Raw genomic sequence first — 13,962 nt, forward strand, 5'->3', positions numbered from 1 at the left:
AGGGGGGAATGACATGAAACAGCATCGCATCGCCCGCACCGGCCAGATGGCCGCAGTGCTGGGCCTGGTCCTGGGGATGGGCCTGCTGGCCGCCTGCCGCAGCCATGCGCCGGCCGCCGACCGTCCTGCCGACATCACCGCCGTGAAGTTCCCGGAGGCGTCGAAGGCTTCGTTGAAGGAGGGCATCTATCCCGACGTCGCCGACCTGCGCAGATTCGCGCCGGGCATGAGCAAGCGGCAGCTGTATACCTTGCTGGGCACGCCGCACTTCAACGAAGGCATGTGGGGCGTGCGCGAGTGGAACTACCTGTTCAACTTCCGCACCGCGCAGGGCGCGGAGTATTTCACCTGCCAGTTCCAGGTGCGCTTCGACAGCAAGGGCATCGCCCAGGGGGGCTACTGGAAGCCGGAATCGTGCGCGGCGGTGATCGAACCGCCACGGCCACCGGCGCCGCCTGCACCGGCACCGCTGCCGGAGCAACCCCTGCGGCTGTCGGCCGACGCCCTGTTCGGATTCGACAGCGCGGTACTCAGCGCCGAAGGCCTGCAGGCGGTGCAGGGCATCCTGGCGCAGGTGCGCGAGGCTGCGCAGGTGCAGTCGATCCGGGTGACCGGGTACACCGACCGTATCGGCAGTGCCAGCTACAACCAGACCCTGTCGCAGCGACGTGCCGAGGCCGTACGCAGCACGCTGGTGCAGGGCGGGGTGCCTGCGGCCAGCATCAGCGCCGAAGGGCGGGGCGCAGCCGAGCCGATCGTGCAGTGCGAGCAGCGCAATCGGCGCGAGCTGATCGCCTGCCTGGCGCCGAACCGTCGCGTGCAGATCGCTGGGATCGCCCAACCGCGCTGAGAGTCCCGCACCGGGGCCATGCCCCGGTATCCCGAGTCCCCTGACCGTCGGCAGGACGTGGTTACGTCTCCCCCGTTGACCACGCCTGCCGGCGGCTCAGGTTTTCCATGGTGCCCGCGATGAACGCTCAATTCCTGCCTCTTTCCATGAAGACGGAAACCACACTCAGCGTGTACGGCCAGCTCGGCAACCATGCCGTGGTGCGCATTCCCGGGCGGCGCCTGCCGGGGTTGATCCTGCAGGCAGACACCGTGGCCGGGTTCCTGGCCCAGCTGCAGGAAGCCCAGGCCTGCCTGCGCAGTGGCCGCGCACAGCGTACCGACGCCGAGCTGGACATGCTGATCGACGTGCTGCAGCAGTGGTATGCGCTGATCGAATCGCGCCTGGCCGACGCCGGCGAGGCGCTGTAGGGAAAAAGGGGACGGAGGGGATTAAGTCGTTTCCGGCACACTCGGGGCAAGAGCGACTTAATCCCCTCCGTCCCCTTTTCCTAGCCGCGGGCGCGGACCAGCCAGCAGGCGGCATCCACGCGTACGCGGTCGCCCTCGATGAACGGGGTGAATGCCGCTACCGCCTTGTTCCGGAGCGAGGTGGCCAGGTCTTCGGGCAGATTGCGCAGCGCCAGGCCCAATGGACCCAGCTGGCCGACATAGGTCGGCAGGTCTTCGCGGGCGAGCGAGCAGGGCAGGTCGACCGCAACAACCTCCACGTCATTCCAGCCGGCGGCCTGCAGCAGGTGCTGCACGCGCTCGCCATCGGCAAAGGCGAACTGGCCCGGTGCGCCGGGCGCGCGGGGCGGAAGATCCAGTGCGTCGCCGATGGCGCGCTCGGCCGTTGTCATGAACGGGTTCTCCGCTGCGCTGCGCCAGGCGATGAAACGCAGGCCGGCACCCGGCCGCGCGGCACGGTGCAGGTTGGCGAAGGCGGCCTGGCTGTCTTCGAAGAACATCACACCCAGCCGCGATTGGATCCAGTCGAAGTGCGCGGTGGGCAACGGATGCTGCTGTGCGTCGGCGACGATGAAGTCTGCGTCCAGTCCTGCCGCCTCGGCGCGTTGACGGGCCAGCGCCAGCATCGGCGCGGAGATGTCCAGGCCGGTGCAGTGCGCCGACGGGCGTGCGGCGGCTGATGCCAGCAGGCTGGCACCGGTCCCGCAGCCTACATCCAGCAGTTGCGTGACGGTGTCGGGCAGTTCGTCGACCAGCAGGTCGGCCAGGGGTTGGAACAGGCCGTCGAGGATGGCCTGCTGCGCAACCCAGATCTGACCGCCGGGGCCGTTCCACAGCGCGTTCTGATCAACGGGGAATGTACTGGTCATGGTCTTGCCTTGCGGGGAAGTCGCCCATAGGTTGGCGCTTGAAGGTCACTTGAGGTCAAGCCCGTGCGTGAACTGGATATCGGCGAGGTGGTCAAGCGCAGTGGCGTGCCGGCCTCGACCCTGCGCTACTACGAACAGCTTGGGCTGCTGCAGGCACTGGGCCGTCGCGGCCTGCGCCGGCAGTACGACGAGCAGGTGTTGGAGCGGCTGGCGCTGATCGGTCTTGGCCAGGCGGCCGGGTTGTCGCTGCAGCAGATCGGGTTGTCGCTGCCGCCGCAGCATGGATGTATCTCGCTGGACCGTGAGGCGCTGCTGGCACAGGCCGATGTGCTGCAGCGGCAGATCACCCAGTTGCAGCGGGTGCGCCGGCACCTGCAGCGCGCGGCGGCCTGCCCGGAAGCGCAGGACGCGCGGCAGTGCGGTTCATTCCGCAAGCTGCTGCGCGCACAGCAGCGCATGGCGGGTGGGTGAGAGAAGCATCCACGCATGGCGTGGATCTACTTCACCACGACCTCGGTAGATCCACGCCATGCGTGGATGAATCAATCGCGGGTGCTGACTTCCCAGGTGGCGTGCAGCACGCCCGGCACGTGTTCCATCCGCGCCAGCACCACATCCAGCTCATCGGCACTCACGGCGGTACTGACCAGCACCGCGATCACATCGGTGGGTGCATCGGCATGCTCGACCACCTGCACGTCGCCGACCGGATACTGCGCAGCCTCCAGCGCATCGACGAGACGCTCGCGCACCCGCGGCACGGCTTCGGCATCCACGCTCAGGCGCACTTCGTAGGTCGCTTCGGTGGCGGCCTCGTTGATCGGGATACGGTTGATCGCATTCACCAGCGGCCGCAGCAGGGTGTTGCCGGCGATGATCAGCACGGTCAGCAGCACGCCTTCGGCCAGCATGTCCGCGCCGGTGCAGCTGCCCACCGCCGCCGAGCACCACAGGGTGGCGGCGGTGTTCAGGCCGCGTACGTTCATGCCTTCCTTCATGATCACGCCGGCACCTAGGAAGCCGACGCCGGAGACCACGTAGGAGATCACCCGCACCGCCTCGGCGCTGCCGGCGATGCGCATGCCCAGGTCGACGAAGGCGGCGGCGCCGACGGCGACCAGCACGTTGGTGCGCAGGCCGGCGGTGCGTTGCCGGTACTGGCGCTCGGCGCCGATCAGCGTGCCCAGCACGAAGGCGGCCAGCAGGCTCACCACGGTGTCGGCGAAGGGACCGGCCTGGAAGGTCTCAATGAAGCGCATGGCCGGAGTCTACCCGGTCATGGTGACAGTAGATCCACACCACGCGTGGATTTCCAGCGGTCCACGCCACGCGTGGTTAGTCAGGTGCCAGAAACGACTTAATCCCCTCCGTCCCCTTTTTGCGGGATCAGTCGGTGTCCTCGACGCGCTCGCCCATCAGTTCGCGCTGGCGCTTGTCCAGTTCCTCGGCGTAGCGCTTGCGTACGAAGGCTTCAGAGACCACGCCCAGCACCTGGCCGTCGGCGGCGACCACGGCCAGTTCGTCGGCCTGGGTCTGGTCGAAGCGCTGCATCACGCTGACCACGTCCGCTGCTGGCGGCAGCGACACATCTCGGTTCTCGGCCAGCTCGCCAATCGTGGTCTCCGGCTTCACGCCGTCGCCGTAGACGCGCGGAATCTGCACGATGCCGGCGTAGTGGCCTTCGCTGTCGATCAGGATCACCCGGCTGCCCGAACCCAGCGGGAAGCGCTGGCGGAACGCGGCGGCATCGAGATCGGCCGGCGCGGTGGCCACGCCCTTGCGCATCAGCCGGCCGGCGTTGAGGTTCTGCACCCAGCCGACGTCGCGGGCGCTCTTGATGGTCTCGCCGCGCAGGTGCATGCGCCAGGTCGAGAACGAATAGCCGAACCACTGCCGCACCAGCGTGCTGGACACCAGCACCGCACTCATCACCACGCTGGTCAGCAGGAAGTCGTGGGTGCCTTCCAGCACCAGCATGGCCATGGTCATCGGCGCGCCGACCACCGCCGCGGCCAGCGCTGCCATGCCGGCCAGCGCGGCGGACGTGGCGTCGACCACCGGCACGCCGGTGGCCATCGCCAGCAGGCCGGCGAACAGGGCGCCGACCAGGGTGCCCATGAACAGCGAGGCGAAGAACAGGCCGCCACGGAAACCAAACCCGAGAGAGATGCCGGAGGCCAGGCACTTCAGGGTCAGCAGGCCGCCGATCCAGATCAACGGCAGGTGGGTAGTCAGGTCCAGGTGCAGCGCGCCATGGCCGGACGAGAGCACCTGCGGGCTGGCCAGGGCCAGCGGGATCAGCAGCAGGCCGCCCACCACCGGGCGACCCCACAGCGGCAATGGACTGCGCTTGACCGTGCCTTCGATCGAAGCGATCAGGCGCATGATGACAATGCCGACCATCGCGCAGCAGCAGCCGAGCAGGCCGTAGATGGCGTAGTCGGCGGCGCGCACGTCGATGGTCGAGGCAGCGGGCAGCAGGTAGGCCTCGATGCCAGCCTGGTCGGCCACGAACGCACCGGCCAGCGCGGCGACGGCCACCGGTGCCAGTGCGGCCGGGGTGTAGGCGCCAATGACGATTTCGAAGGCATAGAACGCACCAGCCAATGGCGCACCGAAGGCGGCGGCGATGGCACCGGCGGCACCGGCACCGACCAGGATGCGCACGTCGTTGCGACGCAGGCGCATCACCCGGCCCAGCTGCGAACCGCTGCCGGCACCCATCTGCGTATACGAAGCCTCCAACCCGACCGAGGCGCCGCAGCCATTGGACAGCAGTGTCTGGGTCAGCACGATCAAATTGTCGCGCATCGACATGCGGCCGCCATGCAGGGCATTGGCTTCCACCGCATCGAGCAGGGGGCGCTTAAGCCGCGTCGCGGCCAGGCTGACCAGGCCGACCAGCAGGCCGCCCAGTGGCAGCACCAGCAGCGCGGTCCAGGTCAGCGAGGGCAGGGAGCTCAGGCGCATGCCTTCGTCCAGCCCATACAGCGTGCCCTGCAACCAGCGCGCGATGCCCGACTGCAGCAGGGTCAGGTAGCCGGCGATCAGTCCGACCAGCAACGCCAGTGCGATGAACCACAGATCACTGCCGCGCAGCCGCAGGCGCAGGCCCTGGAAAGCTGAGTGCAGGCGCGATGACGAAACAGGCAGTGACATGGTGGCGGCATGATACGCCGCCACCGTGATCGCCACCGTCACTGCATCGGGCGATTACCGCTTCAGAAGCGGTAGTGGCCCTGCACGTAGAAGGTACGCGGCGCGGCCACCATGCGGCCGGCGTTGCCATCGACGTTGCGGGTGTACCAGCGCTTGTCGGCCAGGTTGTTCACGCCCAGGGCGATCTCGCTGTCACCCAGTCCCGGCACCTGCCAGGCCACCTGCGCGTTCCACAGGCGAACACCCGGCACGCGGCCCACGCGCGCATCGGCGCTCTCGGCCCAGGTGTTGGCGGCGTCGGCGTACTGGCCGCTCTGGTGGGTGCTGGAGACATTGAAGGTCCAGCCGGCCAGTGCGTAGCGGGCGCCGACGCTGTCGGTGTCGCGCGCGTAGAAGGGCACGTCCAGGCCACGGTTGTCGCCGGACTGCTGGATCGCCTTGGTCCAGGTGTAGTTGGCGTACAGCTCCAGCCCGGCCAGCGCGCTGTCCTCGGCGAAGCGGTATTCCAGTGCGCTCTCCACACCCTTGTGATCGGTGGCGCCGATGTTCTGGAAAGTCGGCGGAGTGATCCCCGGCACCTGCAGGATCTGGTTGTCGAAGCGCATCTTGAACACGGTTACTTCCGCGCGCAGTGCACCGTCCTGCCAGCGCGCACCGAGTTCGGTGGTCTTTGCAACTTCCGGGTTCAGCGGATTGCTGGCGGTCTGCGAATTCAGCTGGATGTTCTGCACCGGCCCGAACGAGGTGGTGTAGTTGCCGAACACGGTCAGCTGCGGGGTCAGCAGGTAGGCGATGTTGAGCGAGGGCAGGGCCTTGTCGTTGCGGCTGCTGAAGGTCGCCGTGCCACCGGCCTGGCGGCGGTCCATGTCGATCCATTCCATGCGCACGCCCGGGGTGATCCGCCACTGGCCGATCGCAATGCGGTCGTCGATGTAGAACGCGTGGGCGTCGGTGGCATTGTCGAAGCGGTTGGTGGCGCTGGCTACGCCGGTGCGGCGGGTGACGGTGTAGCTGCGGTCGTTGCCACGTTCGCGCAGGAAGCGGTAGCCGGCGGTGATGTCGTGCACGCTGGCGCCCCAGTGCAGGCGCTGGGTGTAGCGCGGCTCGATGCCGAGCACGCGGTAGTCACGCGGCTGCACGGTCAGCTGGGTGTTGGCGGCGTTGATCAGCGAGCTGGCGCGGCTGCTTTCGTTGTAATAGGCCAGCACCTCGAACTCGCTGTTGGCCGACAGCGTGTTGGTGTAGCCCAGGTCGATGCCGGTGCGGTGGCCCTTCCAGAAATCGGTGGGGCGGGTGTTCTGGAACGGATCGGCCTGGTACTGGGCGCGGGTCAGGCCGCCCGGGGTCAGCGAACGCACATCGTAGTAGGACAGTTTGGCGCGCAGTTCCTGCTGTTCGTCGATGGCATAGGCGAACTTCAGCGCGAGGTCGTTGAAGCGGTCATCGCTGCCCTGGCGCCAGCCGCGCCCGTCCTGGCCCGAGTAGAGCAGCGCCGCGCCGAGGCCGTTGCCGCCGGTGCCGCCGAGGAAGGCGTTGTACTGGGTGCTGTCACCGCCGCCATGGTCGTAGGCGCTGTAGCGCACACCCGCTTCGCCGTGCAGGCCCGCGCCGGTCGGAATGGCGCGGGTGCTGAAGTTGATGATGCCGCCCACGTTCTGTGGGCCGTAGCGCACCGCGCCGCCGCCGCGCACCACGTCGATCGATTCGATGTTGGACAGGCTGGTCGGTGCGAACGACAGCTGTGGCTGGCCATACGGCGCCACCGCCAGCGGCACGCCGTCCAGCAGTACGGTCGAGCGCGGCGAGTAGCGCCCGGTCAGGCCGCGCACGCCGATGTTCAGCGAGACCGAGCTGCCGGCCGTGCCGGAGTTGTCGGTGACCTGCACGCCGGGGATGCGGCGCATGGCATCGCCGATGCTGGCCGCGCCGCTGGCCTCGATGCGCTGGCGGTCGACCACCGTGCGCGCGCCGGCGAAGCTCTTGACGCTGTCATGCAGGCCGGTGCCCAGCCAGCTGCCGGAAACCTGGATGCTGTCCAGCGTGGTGGCGCCGTCCTGGGCGAAGGCACGGGTGGCCGGGAGCAGGCACAGGGCGAGGGCGGCAGCCAGGGGCAGGCGGGCCGGTTGCAGGGCGTGGATGGGCATCGGTGCGAGTTGTGGAAGGTCGTAAATGAGAATTATTGCTGATTCCATTCGCTATTGGAATGTGCCTCCGGTTCATGCCGATGCCCCGGTGGTAGAGTGGGCGATTGCTTCCTGACCCGCTGAGATCCGCCATGTCCCAAGCTGCCTTCTACCCCGTCGGAACCCCTGGCCAGCCGTGGGGAGCGGCGGAGCGGGAGGCGTGGCGTGGCCGCCAGCAGCGCCTGCGTCGCTATGACGAAGAGGTGCTGCCGCGCATCGAGGCGTTGGCTTCGCGCTTTGACAAGGTGGCCTACGGCCAGCTCGACTACGCGGGCGAAACCTACACCTTGTTCGCCCTGCGCAGCCGCGACTGGAACCCGGCGCTGCCGGCTGCCCTGGTCACCGGTGGCGTGCACGGCTATGAGACCAGCGGCGTGATGGGCGCGCTGGAGTTCCTCGAAAAGCACGCCGCCGACTATGCCGGCAAGGTCAACCTGCTGGTGACGCCGTGCGTGAATCCGTGGGGCTTCGAGCGCATCAACCGCTGGAACTTCGATGCGATCGACCCGAACCGCAACTTCCGGGCCGACGGCCCGGCCCGCGAATCGACCGCCGTCATCGAACTGATCGCGCCGTACAAGGGCCAGTTCGTGCTGCACATCGACCTGCACGAAACCACAGACAGCGACGAGAGCGAGTTCCGCCCGGCGCTGGCCGCGCGTGACGGCAAGCCGTTCGAGCCGGGCCTGATTCCCGATGGGTTCTACCTGGTGGACGACAGCGAGAACCCACAACCGGCCTTCCAGCAGGCGGTCATCGCCGCGGTGGAGAAGGTCACCCACATCGCGCCGGCCGACGACAAGGGCGAGATCATCGGTTCGCCGGTGGTGGCCCATGGCGTGATCGAGTACCCGTTGGTGAAGCTGGGCCTGTGCGCCGGCATTACCGGCGCGAAGTACACCACCACCACCGAGGTCTACCCGGACAGCCCGCGGGCAACCCCGCAGCAGTGCAACGACGCGCAGGCGGCGGCGGTGTGCTCGGCGCTGGATTACGCGCTCGCCCATCGTTGATCGGCAGTGCCGGCCGCTGGCCGGCAACCACGGGACACTGGGATTGCCGGCCAGCGCCCGGCACTACCTCATCCAAGCGCGTCGACCCACCACAGTGCGGCCGGTCCCGGCGGGGTGTCGCGACGCCACAGCAGTGCAACGACGCGCAGGTGGCGGCGGTGTGCTCGGCGCTGGATTACGCGCTCGCCCATCATTGATCGGTAGTGCCGGCCGCTGGCCGGCAACCACGGGACACTGGGATTGCCGGCCAGCGCCCGGCACTACCTCATCCAAGCGCGTCGGCCCACCACAGTGCGGCCGGTCCCGGCGGCATGTCGCGACGCCACAGCAGTGCAACGACGCGCATTTGGCGGCGGTGTGCTCAGCGCTGGACTACGCGCTCGCCCATCGTTGATCGGCAGTGCCGGCCGCTGGTCGGCAACCACGGGACACTGGGATTGCCGGCCAGCGCCCGGCACTACCTCATCCAAGCGCGTCGGCCCACCACAGTGCGGCCGGTCCCGGCGGGGTGTCGCGACGCCACAGCAGTGCAACGACGCACAGGTGGCGGCGGTGTGCTCGGCGCTGGATTACGCGCTCGCCCATCATTGATCGGTAGTGCCGGGCGCTGGCCGGCAACCACGGGACACTGGGATTGCCGGCCAGCGGCCGGCACTACCTCATCCAAGCGCGTCGGCCCACCATAGTGCGGCCGGTCCGGGAGGCGTGTCGCGGCGCCACAGCAGGTCGCTGTGGATGCGGCGCGGCCACCCGGGCAGGGTCAGTTCCACCAGTTGCCCGCGGTCGTAGCGTTGCACCAGCGCGCGGGGCAGCTCGGCCCAGCCGATGCCGTCCTCGGCCATCTCCATCACCATCAGGTAGTCGGTGGCGGTCCAGGCCAGGCCGGTGACCACGCGCGATTGATCGACTTCCGCGCTCAGGCGCACCTGCCGATGCCGCGCCAGTTGTGCTGCGGCGCGACGCCCGGCGCTGGCCAGCGGATGTTCGCGCGCCACGTATACCGACAGTTCGCTGTGATGGGCCAGCGGCCGGGCCATCAGGCCATCCGGATAGTGTTCCTGTCGCGGCAGCAGGCCCAGTGCGGCGCGGCCGCTTCCGACCAGCTCCAGCACGTCCTCACCCTCCGCATCCAGCCATTCCAGTTCGATCTCCGGGAACGCCTCGGAGAAGCGCTGCAGGATCCGCTGTTCGGGATCGAGCTGATAGACATCGGAGAACACCACGGTCAGTCGCGCTTCGACCGGTGCGGCCAGGCGCACGCTCAACTGTTGCAGGCGCGCATCGGCAGCCAGGATCTCCTGCGCGTGGCCAAGTACCTGTCGCCCGGCCTCGGTCAGCTGCGGGTAGCGCCCGCTGCGATCGAACAGACTCACGCCCAGGTCGGTTTCCAGGTGGGCAATGGCGGTACTGACTGTCGACTGGGTCTTGCGCAGGCGTCGCGCGGCGGCCGAGAACGAGCCCAGCGCCGCGGCTTCCACGAAGGCCTGCAGGGATTCAGGGGAGTAGGGCATATATCCATCGCTCCTGTCGATGGAATCCATTTTGATTCCACCGTAAAAGGCGATGATACTGGCCGCCGTCGCCCCTGTCTGCGGGGCGTTCCGGACCCTCCACGCCCGGCGTGGATCCATTGATGAGGCGGCGTGGTCCCCGCCCTGCAAGGAGCTTCACATGTCCCGTACTGTTCCCGCCCGTGGCGCGCTGGTCGCCTGGGCCTGCCTGACCGTGGCGATCGTCGCCGAAGTGGTCGGCACCTCGTTCATGGCCCACGCCGCCCGCGATGGCGGCTGGACCGGCTATCTGGTCATGGCCGGCGCGCTGGCGCTGTCCTACTTCTTCCTGGCGCAGTCGGTGCGCCGCATCGCGGTGGGCGTGGCCTACGCGGTATGGGAAGGCCTGGGCCTGACCCTGCTGACCGTGGTCGGCCTCACCGTCTTCGGTGAAAGCCTGTCGCTGCAGCAGCTGGCCGGCCTGGTGCTGGCGGTGGTCGGCATCGTCTGCGTCACTCTCGGGGAGGCACACTGATGAACACCCTGGCCCTGTTTTTCGTGATCTGTTCGGCGCTGATCGACGTCGCCGCCAACATGATGGTGGCCAAGTCGGAGGGCTTCCGCCGCTGGCGCTGGGGCGTTGGAGCCATCGTCATGGTCTGGATCGCCTTTGCCCTGCTGGGCCAGGCCGTGCGTTACATGGACCTGGCCACCGCCTATGCAATGTGGGGGGCGATCGGCGTGATCGGTACCGCCACCTGCGGCCGCCTGCTGTTCGGCAATCGCCTGCGTCCGATCGGTTGGGTCGGCATCGCATTGGTGACCGTCGCGGTGCTGCTGCTGAGTACCGCGAAGTAGCGCGTCGCCGTGCCAACCAAGGTTGGCATCTACCGGTGCGGAAGCGCTGTGCCAACCAAGGTTGGCGCCTGCCAGAGCGTGAGCCGCCGCAGGCAAGCGCCCCGAAGGATCTCTCCGGGGCGTTGCTGTTTCTGCAGCAGTTAGAACCGTGCGGTGAAGTTCAGCCGCGTGGTGCGGCCCGGGCCCGGCATCAGGCTCATCGCCAGCGTGTCCATGTAATAGGTGTTGCGCAGGTTGCTGACCACCAGTTCCACTTCGGCCTTCGGGGTGAACTGCCAGCGCGCATAGAAGTCATAGATCGCGGTCGGCAGGTAGATGTTCTGCAGGCCGGTCGAGCCGGTGGTGTTCCAGGGCTTGTCCAGTTCATGGGTGGGGCCGCTGTTGTAGGTGCGGCGGATGCCGGTATCCAATCGCTTGTCGAACAGGCAGACGCCCAGCGTGCTGTGGATCGAGTACTTCGGCGGGTTCTGCGCGTTGACGAACGAGGTGCCGAAGCCGCCGTCCACGCAGTCCGGTGTGGTGTCCAGCTTGCTCCACTTCGCATACGGGTCTTCGCGCAGGCGTTTGGCAGTGGCCGCATCGCAGGTGCGCGCGCGCTGGTAATAGCTGGCCGACAGGTCCAGGTAGGCGATGCCGGCGTCATAGCCGGACTGCAGCTCGTAGCCCGACACCGTGTAGTTGTCGACGTTGTCGACATGGAAGGCCCAGTTGCTGGAATCGAAGCGGCGGGTGATGGCGTTGTCGATATCGTTCTTGAACCAGGCCACCTTGAACGCCAGCCGGTCACCGTCGCGCCACAGGTCCTGCTTGAGCAGGCTGAAGCCGATGTCCCAGGAGCGGTTCTTTTCCGGCTTCAGGTCGGCCACCGGCGCCGAGGTGCTGTTGCCCAGCGTCGATTCGAACAGGCTGGGCATCTTCCAGCCCTGCGCGTACTTCACGTAGAAGAACGTGTCTGCGTCGAGGTTGAAGCGCGCCTCGGCATAGGGTGCGAAGCCGTGGCCCGAGCGCCGGATCGCCGGCTTGTAGCCCCAGGCGGTGGGAATCTGCTTGGTGTAGAAGCCATTGGCACCACGCGGATCGCGGATGAATCCGTCGAAATCGTAGCTCTGGCCCAGCGTGCTGTCGCCGTACGGCGTGGCGCGCAGCGAGTCATACGTGTAGTTGCCCTGTGCATCCGGGTACCACTCCTTGTACCAGCCCGGCAGCAGCTGGCCACCCTTGCTCAGGCGCGCGAAGGTGTAGCGCAGGTCGCGCGATTCACTGACGAAGGCCACGCGGTTGCGGTCGCGGGTGCGGTAGTCGATGAAGCGGCCGCCTGCGGTCAGCGACAGCCAGTCCCACGGCTGCCATTGCAACGACGCCACCACGCTGGCCTCGCGGCGCGTGCCCGATCGCAGGTAACGGTTGTTGTTGTAGTCCACCGGCAGCACCGGTGAGTTCGGTGCGGTGTCTTCGTGCTGGAAGGACGCGCCATAGCGCAGCGTCCAGTCGCCCAGATCGTTGCTGAAGCGGGTGGTGTTGCTGCTGTCCAGGCCCCAGCGCCGGGTCTTCACGTCCGACTGCAGGCCCGGGCCGTAGGTCTCGCCCAGCGTGTCGGGCATCTGGTCGTTGGGCACGTCCTTGAACAGCGGCGTGTTGGCGATATTGCTGTTGAACATGCGGCTGGTGGCGGTGGTGAACCACAGCGTGCTGCTCAGGTCCAGCCACGGGTGCGCCTCGGGGCGGTAACGATGGCGCAGCGAAGTGGCGTTGACCCGCATCTTCCCGGGCTCGAACTGGAACATCGTGTTGGCCTTGTCCACGTAGGTCACCCACTGGTTGGACTCACCCACGCGGCCGATCGCCGACGGCATGATTTCGCCGAAGCTGGAGTTGAAGAAGCGGTGGCTCAGCTCCAGGCGCTGGTCCGGGTTGGGCGTCCAGGTGAACTTCAGCAGCGCCGATTCGTTGTCGGTGTGCGTGTTCAGGACTTCATCGCCCGGGTGGTACAGCTTGGAAACGGCCTGGCTGGACATGCCGGTACCGCCGCTGGACAGGTGCTGGTCCTCGTAGCGGTGGGCGCCGTTGCTGCCGGCGAAGTAGTTGCCCTGGCGGCGCCGTGCGTAGGCTGCGACAAGCTGCCAGTCTTCGCCGCGCTGGGCGAAGGCGACGCTGCCGTTCCAGTCGCGCGGGTCGCGCAGGCTGTTGCGGTTGTCGCTGCCACGCGCGATCTGCTTGAAGGTGCGGGTGCGGTCGATGCTGTTGTCGGCCACGCCGCCGCGCACACGCAGTCCCCAGGCCTGGCCGTCATCGAGTATGTCCTCGGCCTTCAGCGTTTCCATGTAGACCACGCCACCGATCGCGCTGGCGGCATTGGCGGCCAGGCTCGGTCCCTTCTCGATGCTGATCGCGCTGATCAGGTCCGGGTCCAGGTAGCTGCGCTGCTGCACGCCGGCATAGCCGCGGTACACGTCGATGGCCTGCTGGCCGCCGTCGATGATCACCGGCACCCGGTTCTGGCCCTGCAGGCCGCGGATGTTGACGTCCAGCGCGCCGCCATTGCGTACGTCTCCGGTGTGCACGCCGACTGCGCCGGCCAGCACATCGCCGATCGACTGGCCGCGGAAGCGTTCCAGCTGCTGGTGGTCCAGGTGCACGCGCGAGCCGCTGTCACGGTAGACAGCATCGGCATCGGCAAGCCCCCACGGCGAAGCACCTTCGCTGGCCTGGCCGGCCACGCGCAGGGTGCCGATCTGGCGTACGCCGGCGTCGGTAGCCGGGGCGGCCTGCAGCACCACGCCGCTGGCATCACGCTGGAACGAAAGGCCGGTGCCGGTGAGCAGCTGTGCCAGCGCGGCCTCGGTGTTGAGCGAGGCCTGCACGCCACCGCTGTGCCGGCCGCGGGTCAGGCGCGCATCGGCAGCGATGGACAGGCCGGACTGCTGACCGAACGCGGTCAAGGCCTGGTCGAGCGGACCGGCCGGGATCTGCCAGCGAACGGCGGCGGCAGCATCCTGTGCGTGGGCGGCGGCCGGCAACAGGCACGGCGTGGCCAGGGCCAGGCACAGCGCGATGGCAAGCGGGCGAGGGGAAGGGCAGGGTAGTTTCATGG

Annotated in this window: 12 protein-coding genes; 6 read left to right on the forward strand and 6 right to left on the reverse strand. The window is 67.9% G+C overall.

Annotation, left to right across the window (positions count from 1 at the left end; translation table 11 throughout):
• Nucleotides 1–13 precede the first annotated feature (13 nt).
• A complete protein-coding gene (locus AC5P9L_RS05810) occupies nucleotides 14–850 on the forward strand; it encodes an OmpA family protein (RefSeq protein WP_227416090.1) in 837 nt (278 codons plus the stop codon).
• A 119-nt stretch (nucleotides 851–969) separates the two neighbouring features.
• Entirely contained in the window at nucleotides 970–1,260 is a 291-nt protein-coding gene (locus tag AC5P9L_RS05815) for a DUF6959 family protein (RefSeq protein WP_019659952.1), read from the forward strand.
• 80 nt (nucleotides 1,261–1,340) lie between these two features.
• On the opposite strand, the gene AC5P9L_RS05820 is transcribed toward AC5P9L_RS05815, so the two are convergent.
• On the reverse strand, nucleotides 1,341–2,168 hold the full coding sequence (locus AC5P9L_RS05820; RefSeq protein WP_227416089.1) for a class I SAM-dependent methyltransferase: 828 nt from the start codon (nucleotides 2,166–2,168) through the stop codon (nucleotides 1,341–1,343).
• Nucleotides 2,169–2,231: 63 nt separating this feature from the next.
• Here AC5P9L_RS05820 and AC5P9L_RS05825 point away from each other — a divergent pair, with 63 nt between their 5' ends.
• Complete coding sequence (locus tag AC5P9L_RS05825) at nucleotides 2,232–2,639, forward strand: MerR family transcriptional regulator (protein WP_111687405.1); 408 nt, start codon at nucleotides 2,232–2,234, stop codon at nucleotides 2,637–2,639.
• 71 nt (nucleotides 2,640–2,710) lie between these two features.
• On the opposite strand, the gene AC5P9L_RS05830 is transcribed toward AC5P9L_RS05825, so the two are convergent.
• The 3 genes from AC5P9L_RS05830 to AC5P9L_RS05840 all read right to left on the reverse strand — a co-directional run bounded on the left by AC5P9L_RS05830 (nucleotide 2,711) and on the right by AC5P9L_RS05840 (nucleotide 7,471).
• Complete coding sequence (locus tag AC5P9L_RS05830; RefSeq protein WP_005409984.1) at nucleotides 2,711–3,427, reverse strand: MgtC/SapB family protein; 717 nt, start codon at nucleotides 3,425–3,427, stop codon at nucleotides 2,711–2,713.
• A gap of 127 nt (nucleotides 3,428–3,554) precedes the next feature.
• A complete protein-coding gene (locus tag AC5P9L_RS05835; protein WP_062606260.1) occupies nucleotides 3,555–5,327 on the reverse strand; it encodes a chloride channel protein in 1,773 nt (590 codons plus the stop codon).
• 62 nt (nucleotides 5,328–5,389) lie between these two features.
• The gene (locus AC5P9L_RS05840) at nucleotides 5,390–7,471 is read right to left on the reverse strand and encodes a TonB-dependent receptor family protein (RefSeq protein WP_062606233.1); all 2,082 of its coding nucleotides are present in this window, start codon (nucleotides 7,469–7,471) and stop codon (nucleotides 5,390–5,392) included.
• A 131-nt stretch (nucleotides 7,472–7,602) separates the two neighbouring features.
• On the opposite strand from AC5P9L_RS05840, the gene AC5P9L_RS05845 reads away from it, so the two are divergent.
• Nucleotides 7,603–8,523, forward strand: a complete 921-nt coding sequence (locus AC5P9L_RS05845; protein WP_111196782.1) for a M14 family metallopeptidase — start codon at nucleotides 7,603–7,605, stop codon at nucleotides 8,521–8,523.
• 659 nt (nucleotides 8,524–9,182) lie between these two features.
• Here the strand turns inward: AC5P9L_RS05845 and AC5P9L_RS05850 are convergent.
• Entirely contained in the window at nucleotides 9,183–10,034 is an 852-nt protein-coding gene (locus tag AC5P9L_RS05850) for a LysR family transcriptional regulator (protein WP_059034663.1), read from the reverse strand.
• A 160-nt stretch (nucleotides 10,035–10,194) separates the two neighbouring features.
• Between AC5P9L_RS05850 and AC5P9L_RS05855 the strand changes: the two genes are divergently transcribed.
• Nucleotides 10,195–10,548: an SMR family transporter gene (locus AC5P9L_RS05855; protein WP_005409979.1), complete on the forward strand. Its 354-nt coding sequence runs from the start codon at nucleotides 10,195–10,197 to the stop codon at nucleotides 10,546–10,548.
• The gene (locus AC5P9L_RS05860; protein ID WP_005409978.1) at nucleotides 10,548–10,871 is read left to right on the forward strand and encodes a DMT family transporter; all 324 of its coding nucleotides are present in this window, start codon (nucleotides 10,548–10,550) and stop codon (nucleotides 10,869–10,871) included. The genes AC5P9L_RS05855 and AC5P9L_RS05860 overlap by 1 nt, the downstream gene beginning before the upstream one ends.
• Nucleotides 10,872–11,011: 140 nt before the next feature.
• Here the strand turns inward: AC5P9L_RS05860 and AC5P9L_RS05865 are convergent, their stop codons facing one another.
• On the reverse strand, nucleotides 11,012–13,960 hold the full coding sequence (locus AC5P9L_RS05865; RefSeq protein ID WP_279915895.1) for a TonB-dependent receptor: 2,949 nt from the start codon (nucleotides 13,958–13,960) through the stop codon (nucleotides 11,012–11,014).
• Between the last annotated feature and the right edge of the window lie 2 nt (nucleotides 13,961–13,962).

This window comes from Stenotrophomonas sp. YJH_SMC_64 (assembly GCF_059371375.1).